The 14,070-nt window shown below is 65.5% G+C and carries 14 protein-coding genes; 9 read left to right on the top strand and 5 right to left on the bottom strand.

The genetic code is table 11. The features are described 5' to 3' along the window. Window positions 1-2: 2 nt before the first annotated feature. Complete coding sequence (locus HDC35_RS00215) at window positions 3-2,333, top strand: ribonuclease R family protein (protein ID WP_184642882.1); 2,331 nt, start codon at window positions 3-5, stop codon at window positions 2,331-2,333. Window positions 2,334-2,343: 10 nt separating this feature from the next. Here the strand turns inward: HDC35_RS00215 and HDC35_RS00220 are convergent, their stop codons facing one another. Beyond that, a complete protein-coding gene (locus tag HDC35_RS00220; protein ID WP_184642883.1) occupies window positions 2,344-3,126 on the bottom strand; it encodes a helix-turn-helix domain-containing protein in 783 nt (260 codons plus the stop codon). Window positions 3,127-3,244: 118 nt separating this feature from the next. On the opposite strand from HDC35_RS00220, the gene HDC35_RS00225 reads away from it, so the two are divergent. Beyond that, window positions 3,245-3,637, top strand: a complete 393-nt coding sequence (locus HDC35_RS00225; RefSeq protein WP_184642884.1) for a hypothetical protein — start codon at window positions 3,245-3,247, stop codon at window positions 3,635-3,637. Here the strand turns inward: HDC35_RS00225 and HDC35_RS00230 are convergent. Next, window positions 3,634-4,086 (bottom strand): universal stress protein, encoded by a 453-nt coding sequence (locus tag HDC35_RS00230; protein ID WP_184642885.1) that lies wholly within the window; start codon window positions 4,084-4,086, stop codon window positions 3,634-3,636. The genes HDC35_RS00225 and HDC35_RS00230 overlap by 4 nt on opposite strands. 159 nt (window positions 4,087-4,245) lie before the next feature. Between HDC35_RS00230 and HDC35_RS00235 the strand changes: the two genes are divergently transcribed. The 5 genes from HDC35_RS00235 to HDC35_RS00255 all read left to right on the top strand — a co-directional run bounded on the left by HDC35_RS00235 (window position 4,246) and on the right by HDC35_RS00255 (window position 9,428). Then, window positions 4,246-5,532, top strand: a complete 1,287-nt coding sequence (locus HDC35_RS00235; protein ID WP_184642886.1) for a pyruvate dehydrogenase complex dihydrolipoamide acetyltransferase — start codon at window positions 4,246-4,248, stop codon at window positions 5,530-5,532. After that, window positions 5,532-5,837 carry a hypothetical protein gene (locus HDC35_RS00240; RefSeq protein WP_184642887.1) on the top strand — a complete coding sequence of 102 codons (306 nt, stop codon included), beginning with the start codon at window positions 5,532-5,534 and terminating at the stop codon, window positions 5,835-5,837. Before HDC35_RS00235 ends, HDC35_RS00240 begins: the two co-directional genes overlap by 1 nt. Window positions 5,838-5,864: 27 nt before the next feature. Next, a complete protein-coding gene (gene lpdA / locus HDC35_RS00245; RefSeq protein ID WP_184642888.1) occupies window positions 5,865-7,262 on the top strand; it encodes a dihydrolipoyl dehydrogenase in 1,398 nt (465 codons plus the stop codon). 130 nt (window positions 7,263-7,392) lie between these two features. After that, window positions 7,393-8,019, top strand: a complete 627-nt coding sequence (locus tag HDC35_RS00250; protein ID WP_184642889.1) for a phosphatase PAP2 family protein — start codon at window positions 7,393-7,395, stop codon at window positions 8,017-8,019. Window positions 8,020-8,093: 74 nt separating this feature from the next. Next, the gene (locus HDC35_RS00255; protein ID WP_184642890.1) at window positions 8,094-9,428 is read left to right on the top strand and encodes an amidohydrolase family protein; all 1,335 of its coding nucleotides are present in this window, start codon (window positions 8,094-8,096) and stop codon (window positions 9,426-9,428) included. Window positions 9,429-9,432: 4 nt separating this feature from the next. Here the strand turns inward: HDC35_RS00255 and HDC35_RS00260 are convergent, their stop codons facing one another. Both HDC35_RS00260 and HDC35_RS00265 read right to left on the bottom strand, forming a co-directional pair. Beyond that, complete coding sequence (locus HDC35_RS00260; RefSeq protein WP_184642891.1) at window positions 9,433-10,212, bottom strand: tyrosine-protein phosphatase; 780 nt, start codon at window positions 10,210-10,212, stop codon at window positions 9,433-9,435. A 2-nt stretch (window positions 10,213-10,214) separates the two neighbouring features. Then, window positions 10,215-11,018 (bottom strand): crotonase/enoyl-CoA hydratase family protein, encoded by an 804-nt coding sequence (locus tag HDC35_RS00265; RefSeq protein ID WP_184642892.1) that lies wholly within the window; start codon window positions 11,016-11,018, stop codon window positions 10,215-10,217. A gap of 51 nt (window positions 11,019-11,069) precedes the next feature. Here HDC35_RS00265 and HDC35_RS00270 point away from each other — a divergent pair, with 51 nt between their 5' ends. Both HDC35_RS00270 and HDC35_RS00275 read left to right on the top strand, forming a co-directional pair. Then, window positions 11,070-12,209 (top strand): acyl-CoA dehydrogenase family protein, encoded by a 1,140-nt coding sequence (locus HDC35_RS00270; RefSeq protein ID WP_184642893.1) that lies wholly within the window; start codon window positions 11,070-11,072, stop codon window positions 12,207-12,209. Further along, complete coding sequence (locus HDC35_RS00275; protein ID WP_184642894.1) at window positions 12,206-12,919, top strand: acyl-CoA dehydrogenase family protein; 714 nt, start codon at window positions 12,206-12,208, stop codon at window positions 12,917-12,919. The genes HDC35_RS00270 and HDC35_RS00275 overlap by 4 nt, the downstream gene beginning before the upstream one ends. A gap of 4 nt (window positions 12,920-12,923) precedes the next feature. Here the strand turns inward: HDC35_RS00275 and HDC35_RS00280 are convergent, their stop codons facing one another. Then, entirely contained in the window at window positions 12,924-14,054 is a 1,131-nt protein-coding gene (locus HDC35_RS00280; protein WP_184642895.1) for a CaiB/BaiF CoA-transferase family protein, read from the bottom strand. Between the last annotated feature and the right edge of the window lie 16 nt (window positions 14,055-14,070).

The raw sequence follows: 14,070 nt of genomic DNA on the forward strand, positions 1-14,070 counted from the left end.
ATATGACGAAGCGCCCCAAACGCCCGCAGCCGGCTGGCCTGCCCAGCGCCGACCAGATCCTTCGCTTCATCGAAGAGAGCAAAGACGCCGTCGGCAAGCGCGAGATTGCCAAGCATTTTGCGCTGCACGGCAATGACAAGATCGCGCTGAAGGCGCTGCTCAAGGACATGACCGACGAGGGGCTGGTCGACCTGGCGCCGGGCCGCGCCTTCCACAAGCATGGCGGCCTGCCACGCGTGACGGTGCTGCGCGTTGCGGCGATCGAGGGCAGCAATGTCTGGGCGGTGCCCGAACGTTGGGAATCCGCCGGTCCCGCACCGCGGCTGCGGGTGATGGAGCAGGGACGGAAAGGCGCGCTCGGCGTCGGCGACCGTATTCTGGCGCGGACCGAGGAACGCGGCAGCGGTCATGTCGCGCACCCGATGAAGCGCCTCCAGGCGAGCGCCGAGATGGTGATCGGTGTACTCGTTGAGGACAAGTCGCCCGGCGGCAAGCCGATGGTCTGGCTGCGTCCCGCCGACAAGCGCGCGCGGTACGACTTCGCGGTCGCCGACAAGGGCGATGCCGAGATCGGCGATCTTGTACGCGCCGAACTGACGGGGCGGGGACCGGCGATCAAGGCAAAGGTCATCGACCGCATCGGCGATCCCTTTGCGCCGAGATCGCTGAGCATGATCGCGATCGCGCGGCACGAAATTCCGCACATCTTCGACGGCGAAACGCTTGCCGAGGCGGAGAAGGCGGCGAAGCTGCCGCTCACCCCCGACGGGCGCGAGGATCTGCGCGAACTGCCGATCGTGGCGATCGACCCGATCGACGCGCGCGACCATGACGACGCCGTCTGGGCCGTCCCCGACGAAGATTCGACCAACAAGGGCGGCTTCCGTGCGATCGTCGCGATCGCCGACGTCAGCTATTATGTCCGCTCCGACGGCGCGCTCGACCGCGAGGCGCGGCGGCGCGGCAACAGCGTCTATTTCCCCGATCAGGTCGTCCCGATGCTGCCCGAAACCCTGTCCGCCGGCGTCTGCTCGCTGAAAGCGGGTGAAGATCGCGCCGCGATGGCGTGCCATCTTGTTATCGACAGGCACGGCAAGGTGACGTCATGGCGTTTCGCGCGCGCGCTCGTTCGCCTGCGCGCCAACATCGCCTATGAACATGCGCAGGCAGCCTATGACGCCGATGCGCCGCGCGACGAGTGGGATGCCGAGGTGCTCCCGACGCTCAAAAACCTGTGGGCCTGCTGGGCGCTGCTCGCGAAGGCGCGCGCGGCGCGCGCGCCCCTGGATCTCGACCTTCCCGAACGACAGGTCATCCTCGACGAGCAAGGCAGCATTGCGGAGATTCGCGTCCGCGACCGGCTCGACTCGATGCGGCTGATCGAGGATTATATGATCGCGGCGAACGTTGCGGCGGCGAAGGCGCTCGAGGCGAAGAAATCGCCGGTGATGTACCGTATCCACGAACCGCCGAGCCGCGAGAAGCTGGTCAGCCTCAAGGATTATCTCGAAACCTTCGAACAGAGCTTCGCGCTCGGGCAGGTGATCACGCCCGCGGTGTTCAACCGGCTGATCGACGGCTTTTCCGAAGACGACCGGCTGCCCGAGATCATGCAGGCGATTTTGCGCAGCCAGACTCAGGCCTATTATGGTCCTGCCAATGCGGGGCATTTCGGCCTTGCGCTTGGAAGCTATGCGCATTTCACTTCGCCGATCCGCCGCTACGCCGACCTGATCGTCCACCGCGCGCTCGTCGATTCGTACAAGCTCGAGGTGCCCGGCAAGGTCAGGGATCTGCCCGCGCGCACCGGGCTGGGCGAGGCCGATGCCAAGGGGCTGTCGAGGATCGGTGAGACGATCAGCGGGCTCGAGCGCCGCGCGATGGAGGCCGAGCGCGAGACGGTCGACCGCTATGTCGCGGCTTACCTCGCGACCAAGACGGGTGAAATTCTCGTCGCGCGCATCACCGGCGTCCAACCCTTCGGCTTTTTCTCAACCGTCGACGGGCTAGGCGGCGACGGGCTGGTTCCGGTATCGACGCTGGGGAGCGAGCGCTTTTTCTATGACGAGGCGGCGCGTAGCCTCGACAGCGAACATGGCCGGGTGAGCTATACGGTCGGTCAGCGGATCGAATTGCGGCTGATGGACGCCAATCCGGTCAGCGGCGCGCTGCGCTTCGAATTGCCCGATGCGCCCGAGGGCGGCTTCCGCAATCGGCCGCCGCGCCGCGCCGGGGGGAAGGCGAAGGGACCCATGAAGGACAAGGCCGGCAAGCATATGGTCGGCGACCGCGGACGGCCGGCGAATATCAAGCACAAGAGCAAGCGGCGCTAAGCCGGTTCGGCTATTGTGCCGCCATAGCCTGTAACAGGGCCGCACTTTCCGCATCGGCCGGGAAGAAGGCCTCGATCGCCAGCTCCGACAGCGTGATATCGACCGGCGTGCCGAAAATCGTCACGGTCGAGACGAAGCGGATTTGTCCGATCGGCGTGTCGAGGATCAGCGGCACCGCAATCCCGTTTGCCGCGCTCCCATGATCGCCCGCAAGCTCGGCGTCATAGTCCGCGAGTTCGTCGCGCAGCGCGATCAGCCCGGCATCGGCGCTCGCGTCGATCTGGTGGCTAAGCCGCTCGAGCAGATGCGCGCGCCACTCGCCACGATTGACGATATGCGGGGCGAGGCCCTGCGGGTGTATCGCGACGCGCAGCACATTGACCGGAGGCTCGAGCAGTTCGGGCGCCGCCAACTGCATCAGCATCGCGACGGCCGCGTTCGCGGCGACCATGTTCCAGTGCCGGTCGACCGCGAGCGCCGGATAGGGCTCATGCCCTTTCAGCACATGCTCTACGATCGCTTTCATCCCCGCCATCTCGGGGCTGTCGAGCGGGCGTTCCTGATAGTCGGGCGCATAGCCGCCCGCAAGCAGCAGCGCGTTGCGCGCCCGGTGCGGGACGTCGAGGCAGTCGGCAATGCGCGCGAGCATCGCCGCGCTCGGTTTCGAGCGGCCGGTCTCGATAAAGCTGAGGTGGCGCGTCGAAATCTCGCTGTCGAGCGCGAGGTCCATCTGGCTCATCCGGCGCCGGACGCGCCATTCGCGAAGCTGCTCGCCGAGCGAAGCGGGTTTCATCGTCCTTCTCCTTCGTAACGTCCGCTATACCCCGGACTTCGCGTTTTCCATTACCTCGCGCGTAATCGACGCCATTCAATCCGCGGTCCAATCGGGGCGGGTCGAAAGGAGAATCATCATGTCGATCCGCAACCTCAGGAATATCCTCGTTACCGATGCCGTCACCGCTGCGGCGGTCTGCATTGCCGGCCTTTTTGCCGCCGCGCCGGTCGGCGCGCTGTTCGGATTGCCGGCGAACATTGTCGCGGTGGGCGGCTGGATCTGCCTTGTCGCAGGCGTGCTGATGCTGATTGCGGCCAGGCAGGCCATGCCGAATCCGGCGCTGGTCAAGCTGATCGCGGTCGGCAATCTTGGCTGGGTTGCCGCCAGTTTTGCCGTGGTCGCCGTCTTTGCGGGACAGATGACGGCGATCGGTATCGCGGCCGTCATCGCGCAGGCGTTCGGAGTCCTCGGCTTCGCGATCCTCGAATGGAAAGGCGCGACCACGGGCGGCCGCGCCGCCGCCGCCTAACTCAGCGCGTCGAGTCGGGCGACGTCGATCCCGCCCGGCACCAGCATCACCGGACAGGGGAGGGTTCCCGCATCCTGTCCGGTGAAATGCGCGACCAGCGGCCCCGGCGCCCCCGATGCCGCGGTCGCCAGTACCAGCGCGGCAATCTCATCGCTCGCGCCGATGACCTCGCGGACCACTTCGGCGGGTTTGCCCGACCTGATCATATTTTGCGCCGTGACGCCTTCCTGCTTCACCGCATCGGCGGCGGTGGCTACAAGTTCCTCGGCATGTTCGCGCGCTTCAGCCTCGATGGTCGCCTGCACCCCGCCGAACGCGACGAAATCCTGCGGCGGGATGATCGCAAGGATGATGACACCGCCCCCCGTACGCGCCGCGCGCCGCGCCGCAAAGCGAAGCGCCAGCGACGACTCCGGGCTGTCGTCGATCACCACCAGATACGTCCGCATCGCCCCGACCCCTCTCGTTTTTGCTTGGCACCAAGAGTGCGTCACATTCGTATGAAACGCAAGCTGGCCCGCTGGACCTTGACCGAAGCAGAGCTTATGGCGAGGAAGAATCCGTAGCGGCAGGCCCGGCCTGCAAGACTGACAGGGACACGCCTAGACATGCCAATCGAACTGAAAATGCCCGCTCTCTCGCCGACGATGGAGGAGGGCACCCTTGCCAAATGGCTGGTGAAGGAGGGCGATGAGGTCAAGTCGGGCGACCTGCTGGCCGAGATCGAGACCGACAAGGCGACGATGGAGTTCGAAGCGGTCGACGAAGGCGTGATCAGCCAGATTCTCGTCGCCGAGGGCAGCGACAATGTGAAGGTCGGAACCGTGATCGCGGTGATCGCGGGCGAGGGTGAAGATGCGTCGAGCGCTAAGGCCGCACCGGCCCCGGCCCCGGCGCCTGCCGCCGAACCGAAGGCCGAAGCCTCGGCGCCTGCACCTGCGGCGGCCCCCGCGCCGACTCCGGCACCTGCTCCCGCCGCATCGGGCGAGCGCATCAAGGCAAGCCCGCTCGCAAAACGCCTTGCAGCCGAGCAGGGCATCGACCTCAAGGGCGTCATGGGCACGGGCCCCGGCGGCCGCATCGTCAAGGCCGATCTCGAAGGCGCCCCGGTCGGCGCCGCATCCCCCGCGGCCGCAACCACCGCTCCGGTTCCTGCCACGGCCGCTCCCGCCCCGGCAGTCGCCGGCGCAATCCCGGATTTCGGCATCCCGCACGAGGACGAGAAGCTCAGCGGCATGCGCAAGACGATCGCGCGCCGCCTCAGCCAGTCGATGCAGGAAGCACCGCATATCTACCTGACGGTCGACATCCGCCTCGACGCGCTCCTGAAGCTCCGCGGCGAGCTCAACGCCAGCCTCGAGAGCCGCGGGGTCAAGCTCAGCGTCAACGATATGCTGATCAAGGCGCTCGCGGTCGCGCTCGAACGCGTGCCCGCGTGCAACGTCAGCTTCGGCGGCGATGTGATGCGCCAGTATAAGCGCGCCGACATCTCGGTCGCGGTCAGCATCCCGGGCGGCCTGATCACCCCAATCATCACCGACGCCGGCGGCAAGTCGATGTCGAAAATCTCGACCGAAATGTCCGAGCTCGCGGCAAAAGCGAAGGAAGGCAAGCTCCAGCCCAGCGAATATCAGGGCGGCACCGCCTCGATTTCGAACATGGGCATGATGGGGATCAAGCAGTTCACCGCGGTGATCAACCCGCCGCAGGGCATGATCATGGCGATCGGCGCGGGCGAGAAGCGGCCTTATGTCGTCGACGACGCGCTGGCGATCGCAACCGTCATGTCGGCCACCGGCAGCTTCGACCATCGCGCGATCGACGGCGCCGACGGCGCATTGCTGATGAAGACCTTCAAGGAACTGGTGGAGAACCCGCTGGGGCTGGTCGCCTGATGCAAGGCGAAGAGGCCGATCTGACCGATTCTCTCGGATCGCGTCAGTCCGCCTTGGGGCTGGTGCTCGCATTTTTCGGCGCGGGAACGCTGGTCGCACTGATGGTCGTCACGCCGCAGATGCTTGACGAGCCTGACGGTATGCGCTGGAAGCCTTGGATTTTGGCAGTGGGCGTCTGGAGCGTTGTCGCGGTGGGCTTGGGTCTCCGTCTCCGGAGGTCGGAAGCCAGCCTTGCGATGATCGTCGCAGCGTGCCTCTGGCTTGTGCCGGCGCTCGGGTTGGGTGTCTGGGCAAATTTTCAGTGAATATGTTTGGCGGAAAGGAATAGTCGCTTGGCCGACACCAATTACGATCTCATCGTCCTCGGCTCGGGACCTGGCGGCTATGTCGCGGCGATCCGCGCGGCTCAATTGGGCCTGAAAACCGCGATCGTCGAGCGCGAGAATTTGGGCGGCATCTGCCTCAACTGGGGCTGCATCCCGACCAAGGCGCTGCTGCGCTCGGCCGAAATCTATCATTATATGCAGCACGCAGGCGATTACGGCCTGATCGCGCAGCAGATCAGCGCCGATATCGACGCGGTGGTGAAGCGCAGCCGCGGCGTCGCGAAACAGCTCAGCCAGGGCGTCGCCTTCCTGATGAAGAAGCACAAGATCACCGTCCATATGGGCGAGGGCAAGCTCACCGCCCCCGGCAAAATGGAGGTCAAGGGCGAGAAGGGCAACGAAACCCTCACCGCCAAGAACATCATCGTCGCGACCGGCGCGCGCGCGCGCGATCTGCCGTTCGCGCCTGCCGACGGTAAGCGCATCTGGACCTATCGCCACGCGCTCGTCCCGCCCGAAATGCCGAAGAAGCTGCTCGTCATCGGATCGGGCGCGATCGGGATCGAATTTGCCAGCTTCTACAGCGACATGGGCGCCGACGTCACCGTGGTCGAAATGCTCGACCGCCTCGTACCGGTCGAGGATGCCGATGTGTCGGCCTTCCTCGAAAAGCAGCTCAAGAAGCAGGGTATGACGATCTTCACCGGCGCCGGCGTCGAGGAACTGAAGGCCACGGCGAGCGGCGTCACCGCCAAGATCAAGACCAAAGACGGCAAGACCGAAACCGCCGAATTCAGCCACGCCATCGTGGCGATCGGCATCGTCCCGAACACCGAGAATATCGGACTGGAAGCGCTCGGTGTGAAGACGACCAAGGGCCATATCGATACCGACGCGATGTGCCGCACCAATGTCCCCGGCATCTGGGCGATCGGCGACGTCACCGCGCCGCCGTGGCTCGCGCACAAGGCGATGCACGAATCGGTGATCTCGGTCGAGGCGATCGCGGGCAATCACCCGCACGCGATGGACCCGCGCAACATTCCGGGCTGCACCTATTGCCGCCCGCAGATCGCCAGCGTCGGCCTGACCGAGGCAAAGGCGAAGGAACTCGGTTACGAGGTCAAGGCCGGCACCTTCCCCTTCATCGGCAACGGCAAGGCGATTGCGCTGGGCGAATCCGAAGGCTTCACCAAGACCGTCTTCGACGCCAAGACCGGCGAACTCTTGGGCGCGCACATGATCGGCGCCGAAGTCACCGAGTTGATCCAGGGCTATACGATCGGCAAGACCGCCGAACTGGTCGAGGATGATTTCATCGGCACCGTCTTCCCGCATCCGACGCTGAGCGAAACGATGCACGAAGGCGTGCTGGCGGCCTTCGGGCGACCCTTGCATATTTGACGATCTGATCCTCCCTGTCGCGAAGCGATGGGGAGGGGGACCGCTCGCCGCAGGCGAGTGGTGGAGGGCCCCGTCCGTCGGCCCCTGCGGGACCGCCACCTCCCCATGGCTGCGCCACAGGGAGGATATTTTGCAACGAAGCTCCCATTCGCGCCTGCTCATTGGGGCCGCCGCGCTTCTTCTCGCCACGATCCTGCTCGGCTTCGCAGTCGGGGCGGGTTGGACCGAGACCGCCGACTGGCAAATCTCGCACAGCCTCGCGATTCGCGTCGACGAAAGCAGCCCTGCCTTCATCGCCTTCATGCAAGCCATAAGCTGGATCGGCGGGGGCGTCCCGCGTTGGTTCATCGTCATCCTGCTCTGCGGACTCGTCTGGCGATGGTGCGGCCCACGCTGCGCTGTCGCGCTCGGCGGGGCGTCGCTGCTCTCGAACCTCGCGTCGACCCTGCTCAAGCTCGGCTTTGGCCGCGCGCGCCCCGATCTGATCGATCATCTCGACCATCAAACCAGCTTTTCCTACCCCAGCGGTCACGCGACCAGCGCCGCCGCCGTCTATCTGCTCCTCGCCTGGCTTGCGCCGCCGCGTTGGCGACCCGCGGCATGGGCGCTCGCCGCCGCGATGATCATTCTCACGGGATTTTCGCGCATCATGCTCGGCGTCCATTGGGCAAGCGATATCGTCGGCGGCACGATGCTCGGCACCGTCTTTGCGCTGTCTGGCGCATGGTGGGTCGTAAAGCGCCGGACACCCGCCTGACGCATTTTCCGCTGTCCTATTTTGCGGCGGTTTGCCATCACCATATCCGGGCACCAACAACAGGCGGATCAAACATGCAATCGCGAGTGAAGTTCGGCAGTTTTCTGCGAGGAATCCTTTTCGGCTCGACGGCGTTTCTGGCTGGCTCGATTGCCCCTGCGATGGCGCAGGAAGCGACCGGCCAGACGGTGATCACCGCCGCGCGCTACATCGATGTGCTCACCGGCAAGACGGTCGAATTTCCGGCGATCTTTGTCGGCGCCGACGGCCGCATCGCGAACATCGCCGATGCGCGCACGGTGCGCTGGGGATCGAACGTCAAGCATATCGATCTGGGCGACAAGACGCTGCTGCCGGGCCTGATCGACATGCACGTCCATCTCGACGGCCCCGCCGACATCGGCGGCTATCGCGGGTTGGAGTTCACCGACAGCTTCTGGGGCATGACCGCGGTCAAGAATGCCAACGACATGCTCGGCGCGGGTTTCACCACCGTGCGCAACGTCGGGTCGAGCGACCGCAATGACATCGGGCTGAAGCAGGCGATCGACGCGGGCTATGCGACCGGGCCGCGCATCGTGCCCGCAGGCTATGCGCTCGGCGCGACCGGCGGACATTGCGACAGCACTTTCCTGCCGCCCAGCCTCGAAAATAAGGACGGCAAGGAAGAAGGCATCGGCGATACCCCCGACGAGTTGCGTTACCAGGTCCGCCGCCAGCGCAAATATGGCGCCGAGGTGATCAAGGTGTGCGCGACCGGCGGCGTCTTTTCGCGCAACACCGAACCGGGGCAACTCCAGGTGTCCGAAAAGGAACTCGCCGCGATCGCCGACGAGGCGCATCAATGGGGTCTGCGCGTGGCCGCGCACGCGCATGGCGCCGAGGGGATCCGCGCAGCGATTGCCGCCGGTATCGACACGATCGAGCATGTCAGCCTGGTCGATGATGAGGGCATCCGGATGGCCGTCGTGCGCAAGCAGCCGGTGTGGTTTTCGATGGATATCTACAACACCGAATATACGCAGGCCGAGGGCGCGAAGAACGGCGTGCTCGAGGATAATCTGCGCAAGGACCGGGAGATCGCACAGATCCAGCGCGACAATTTTCGCAAGGCGGTGAAGGCGGGCGTGCGCATGGTGTTCGGCTCCGACGCCGGCGTCATGCCGCACGACGAGGTCGGCAAGCAGTTCCGCGTCATGGTCGAATATGGGATGACCCCGATGCAGGCGATCCAGGCGGCGACGAAGAATGCCGCCGAAGCGCTGGGACGCGAAAAGGATGTCGGGGCCATTGCGGTCGGCCGCTATGCCGACATCGTAGCGGTCGGCGGCGATCCGCTGGCCGACGTGCGCCAGCTCGAAAGCGTCGATGCGGTGGTGAAGGGCGGGGTGCTCGTTCGGGGCGAATAGGCCCTTACACCACCAAGCGGTCCACCAGCGCCTCGCGCTTTTCGGGGGTGAAGTTCAGCACCGCTTCGGCATAGCCTGGAATGTCACCATGGTCGCGGCGCACGGTGGCGAGCGCGGCGTCAAGATAGGCAGGGTTCACCGACATCAGCGCGCGGATCGCATCGTCGTGGATTTCGGCGCCGTAACGCGAGCGGATATGCGCCGCGCCCTGCGCGATCCGCTCCTCGATCTTGCCCGCGGTGTTGGTCAGCAGATAGTCGTGCATCAGGTCGTCCTCATGCACGCCGAGCAGCCGGTGGACGATCGCGACGGCAAAGCCGGTGCGGTCCTTGCCCGCGACGCAATGGACGAGGCTGGGCGCGTCATATTCGGCGAGCGCAGCGAGATAGAGCCGCAGCGTTGCGACGAGCGCAGGGCGATAGGGCATGCCCGCATAGGTATCGATCATCCGGTCGCGCGCCGTCGCGACGTCGATCGTCCCGCCCGCTGCCTGAAGATGCGGCGCGAGGCCGGCGGTTACCCCGCCGGCGAAGAGGACGCGCGCCGAGAAATTCTCGGACCGCCGGCACGGGTGCAACTCGCGCTCGTCGTCGCCGCGCAGGTCGATCACCGTTTCCAGCCCCAGCGCGTCGAGCGCGGTGAGATCCTCGTCGGTTGCCGCTTCATGATGCGCCGAGCGCCACAGCGTCCCTTCGCGCAGACGCCCGCCGCCCTCGACGGCATAACCGCCATAGTCGCGGAAATTGTGGATACCGGATAGTGGCAGGACACGCTCGGCGAGCATGGTCATTCTCCTGTAAAAATAGGGGCGCGCTTTTCGACGAAGGCATTGATCGCCTCGCGGTTATCCGCGGTTTCGTGGACGATCGCCTGATAGGCTGCGCTCAGTTCCAAAATATCGCTCATCCGGCTGTGCTGCGCCTCGCGCAGCAAACGCTTCGTCAGGCGCAGCGCCCGGGGCGGGTTGCAGACGATCCGCTCGGCAATCGCGATCGCACGGTCGAGCAGCTCCGCATCGGGCACGACGTCCGTAACCAGACCATATTCCTTTGCCTGAGCCGCGTCAAAGCGGTCGCCCGTGAGGAACAATTCGGCGGCGCGGGGGTAGCCGAGTATCTTCTGCAGCAGCCAGGCGCCGCCGTCGCCGGGGACGATCCCGACCTTGATGAAGCTGCACGCGAATTTCGCGCTCTCGGCGGCGATGCGGATGTCGCATGTGCAGGCAAGGTCGGCGCCGAGCCCGATCGCATGGCCGTTGACCGCGGCGATCATCGGCACTTCGCAGTCCATCAGCGCGCGGATCACCGCCTGCACGCCCTTGCGATAATTGGCGCGGGTGGAATCGGGCTGGTCGAGCACGCCGATGCCGGTGCGGTCCTGCATGCCTTTGAGGTTGCCGCCGGCGCTGAAGGCCTTGCCGCTGCCGGTCAGGATGATCGCGCTGACGTCGCGGTCGTCGCCAAGGGTACGCAGCGTGTCGATGATATCCTGACAATCCTCGTGCGTGCCGATCGCATTCATGCTTTCGGGCTTGATCATCGTCAGAATCGCGATCTTGCCCCGCCGCTCAACACTCAAAAACTCGCCCATCTTCAATTATCCTTTGCTGCCTAACCAAAGCTATTGCATGGCTGGTACGACATGCAAAGCTTCGCGCTCTATCCCTTTGCTCCGCCCGGCGATGTCGCGGCACTGCGCGCCGATTTACGGGCGTGGCTGGCTGAGCATCAGCCACACGACGACGTCGTCAAACGCGCCAATTGCTGGGCGAGTTTCGACCCCGATTTCAGTCGCGCCCTCGGTGCCGCGGGCTATGTCGGCATGACGCTCCCTGCAATTTATGGCGGCGGCGATCGTCACCCGCTCGAACGCTATGTCGTGATCGAGGAATTACTCGCGGCGGGCGCCCCCGTCGGTGCACACTGGATCGCCGATCGCCAGACCGGGCCGCTGATCCTGCGCTATGGCAGCGAGGAACAGCGGGAGCGCTATTTGCCCGGGATTGCCAAGGGCGAGCTATATGCCTGCATCGGGCTGTCCGAGCCGGGAGCAGGGTCCGACCTCGCCGCGGTGCGGACGTCGGCGCGCGAGACCGCCGAAGGATGGCGCATCAACGGCCAGAAGATATGGACCACCGGCGCGCATTTTTCGCACATCATGCTCGCGCTCGTCAGGACGGAGGGAGGCAGCGAGCGGAATGCGGGGCTCAGCCAGCTGCTGATCGACCTCGACACGCCGGGCATCACGATCCGCCCGATCATCGACATGGCGGGCAACCATGATTTCAACGAGGTCTTTTTCGACGACGCGCTCGTCCCGCACGGTGCGCTCGTCGGAACACGCGGGCAGGGGTGGAAGCAGGTCACCGCCGAACTCGGTCTCGAACGCTCTGGCCCCGAACGCTATCTGTCGAGCCACGCGCTGCTCATCGCATTGATCGATGCAGCGGGGGCCGATCCCGAGCCCGCCATTGCCGGTCTGATCGGCAAGCTCACCGCGGAAATGTGGACGCTGCGCCAGCTCTCCATGTCGACCGCAGCGAAGCTCGCGGCAGGCGAAGATCCGATGGTCGAGGCGTCGGTTGTCAAGGAACTGGGCAATGCGTTCGAACAGGATATGCCGCGCCGCGTACGGGCGATCGTCGACTGCGCGTGGGACGACGACGCGGACCTCGCAAGGCTGCTTCGCGCACTCCTCATCGCCTCGCCGAGTTTCTCGCTACGTGGCGGAACGCGCGAAGTGATCCGCGGGATCATCGCGCGCGGATTGGGACTCAGATGAGCGATGCGCGCGACATGCTCTGCGACACGGCGCGGGCGGTTCTCCGCGGTGCAGACGATATCGCGCCGGTCGAAGAGGTGGGTTTCGCGCTGCTGCTTGTCGCGGAGGGTCAAGGCGGTGTTGGCGGCGACTGGGGCGATGCGAATGCGGTCCTCCATATTGCGGGCATGTTGGCTCCGGACATTCCGGTCGCCGACGTCATCCTTTCCGGTCTCGGCGATGTTTCCATGCCGCACCGTGCCGCCGCAACGGTCAGCCTGATGGCCGGCGCGATGGGGCAGGCGCTGGCGCTGTCGATCGACCATGTGAACACGCGCCAGCAATTCGGGCGCCCGCTCGGGAAATTTCAGGCCGTGCAGCAATCGCTCGCGGTGATGGCGTGCGAGGTTGCGGCGGTCGACGCGGCGGCGGCCGCGATGGCGGCGCGGCTCGATGCGTCGGGGTTCGACGCCGATGCGGCGGTTTTCGAGATCGCCGCCGCGAAACTGCGCGCCAATCGCGCGGTGGGTGTCGTGACGTCGATTGCGCATCAGGTGCATGGCGCGATTGGCTTTACCGAGGAATATGACCTGCGCCGGGTCACGATCCCGCTGATGCGCTGGCGCGGCGAGCATGGCAATGACGCCCGTTGGGCACAGGCCCTCGGGCGGCAGGTCGCCAGCTTCGGCGGGCGCGGCCTCTGGGAAAACCTGACCGCACGCGCCGGTTGACCGGTCAGCGAAGCGCGCCGCCGTTGCGCAGCGCGGCAATGCCCGCTGCATCATAACCAAGGTCCGTCAGCACGGCATCGCCGTCGGCGCCCACCGCAGGCGCCGCGCGCGGCGTGTCGTTGACCGTCGCCGAATAGCGCGGCGCCGGGGCCGGCTGGATCGCGCCGCCGACTGTCAGGAAGGTTTCGCGCTCGACATTGTGTGGGTGCTGCGGCGCTTCGGTCAGCGACAGGATCGGCGCGAAGCAAACATCGGTCATTTCCATGATCGTGCACCATTCGTCGCGCGTCTTCGTCTTGAACAGGACGGTGAGCTTGTCCTTGAGCGCGCCCCATTTCGACGGGTCCATCTGCGCATCGAAATCGGGGTCGTCGGTCAACCCGGTCTTTTGGCGCAGCAGCGCATAGAATTGCGGTTCGATCGACCCGATCGAGATGAACTTGCCGTCGGCACATTCATAACTGTCATAGAAATGCGCCGCGCCATCCAGCATGTTGACGCCGGCCTCGTCCTTGATCCTGCCTGCGGCAAGGAAGCCCCAGGTCATGCCCGCCAGCAAAGCCGAGCCGTCGGTCATCGCGCAGTCGATCACCTGCCCCTCCCCGGTACGCGCGGCGTGAACGAGCGCGCTCGACATGCCGAAGGCGAGCATCATCCCGCCGCCGCCGAAGTCGCCGACATAATTGACCGGCGGAACGGGCTTTTCGCCCGCGCGGCCGATGCCGTGGAGAACGCCCGACAGCGAGATATAGTTGATGTCGTGGCCGGCGGCCTGCGCATAGGGGCCGAACTGTCCCCAGCCGGTCATGCGCCCGTAAACAAGCTTCGGGTTGTCAGCGAGCAGCACATCGGGGCCGAGGCCTAGCCGCTCCATTACGCCCGGACGATAGCCCTCGATGATCCCGTCGGCACTCTTGCAAAGCTCGCGCGCGATGCGGACGGCGTCGGGGTTCTTCATATCGAGCGCTATCGAGGTGCGGTTGCGGCTCAGCGGATCGCGTGGGTCCATGAAGCCGCCGGGGCGATCGATGCGGATCACCTCGGCACCATGGTCGGCGAGCATCATGCCGCAGAAGGGGCCGGGACCGATGCCGGCGAACTCGATGATCCTGATGCCCTTCAGCGGCCCGGCCATGATGCTCTCCTGTTCC

The organism is Sphingopyxis sp. JAI128, assembly GCF_014207235.1.
GTDB lineage: Bacteria > Pseudomonadota > Alphaproteobacteria > Sphingomonadales > Sphingomonadaceae > Sphingopyxis.

What these genes read in the sequence shown, in the direction of transcription:
- HDC35_RS00215 (WP_184642882.1), top strand. Translation starts at nt 3, where the DNA reads ATGACGAAGCGCCCCAAACGCCCGCAGCCGGCTGGCCTGCCCAGCGCC.
- HDC35_RS00220 (WP_184642883.1), bottom strand. Translation starts at nt 3,126, where the DNA reads ATGAAACCCGCTTCGCTCGGCGAGCAGCTTCGCGAATGGCGCGTCCGG.
- HDC35_RS00225 (WP_184642884.1), top strand. Translation starts at nt 3,245, where the DNA reads ATGTCGATCCGCAACCTCAGGAATATCCTCGTTACCGATGCCGTCACC.
- HDC35_RS00230 (WP_184642885.1), bottom strand. Translation starts at nt 4,086, where the DNA reads ATGCGGACGTATCTGGTGGTGATCGACGACAGCCCGGAGTCGTCGCTG.
- HDC35_RS00235 (WP_184642886.1), top strand. Translation starts at nt 4,246, where the DNA reads ATGCCAATCGAACTGAAAATGCCCGCTCTCTCGCCGACGATGGAGGAG.
- HDC35_RS00240 (WP_184642887.1), top strand. Translation starts at nt 5,532, where the DNA reads ATGCAAGGCGAAGAGGCCGATCTGACCGATTCTCTCGGATCGCGTCAG.
- HDC35_RS00255 (WP_184642890.1), top strand. Translation starts at nt 8,094, where the DNA reads ATGCAATCGCGAGTGAAGTTCGGCAGTTTTCTGCGAGGAATCCTTTTC.
- HDC35_RS00260 (WP_184642891.1), bottom strand. Translation starts at nt 10,212, where the DNA reads ATGCTCGCCGAGCGTGTCCTGCCACTATCCGGTATCCACAATTTCCGC.
- HDC35_RS00265 (WP_184642892.1), bottom strand. Translation starts at nt 11,018, where the DNA reads ATGGGCGAGTTTTTGAGTGTTGAGCGGCGGGGCAAGATCGCGATTCTG.
- HDC35_RS00270 (WP_184642893.1), top strand. Translation starts at nt 11,070, where the DNA reads ATGCAAAGCTTCGCGCTCTATCCCTTTGCTCCGCCCGGCGATGTCGCG.
- HDC35_RS00275 (WP_184642894.1), top strand. Translation starts at nt 12,206, where the DNA reads ATGAGCGATGCGCGCGACATGCTCTGCGACACGGCGCGGGCGGTTCTC.
- HDC35_RS00280 (WP_184642895.1), bottom strand. Translation starts at nt 14,054, where the DNA reads ATGGCCGGGCCGCTGAAGGGCATCAGGATCATCGAGTTCGCCGGCATC.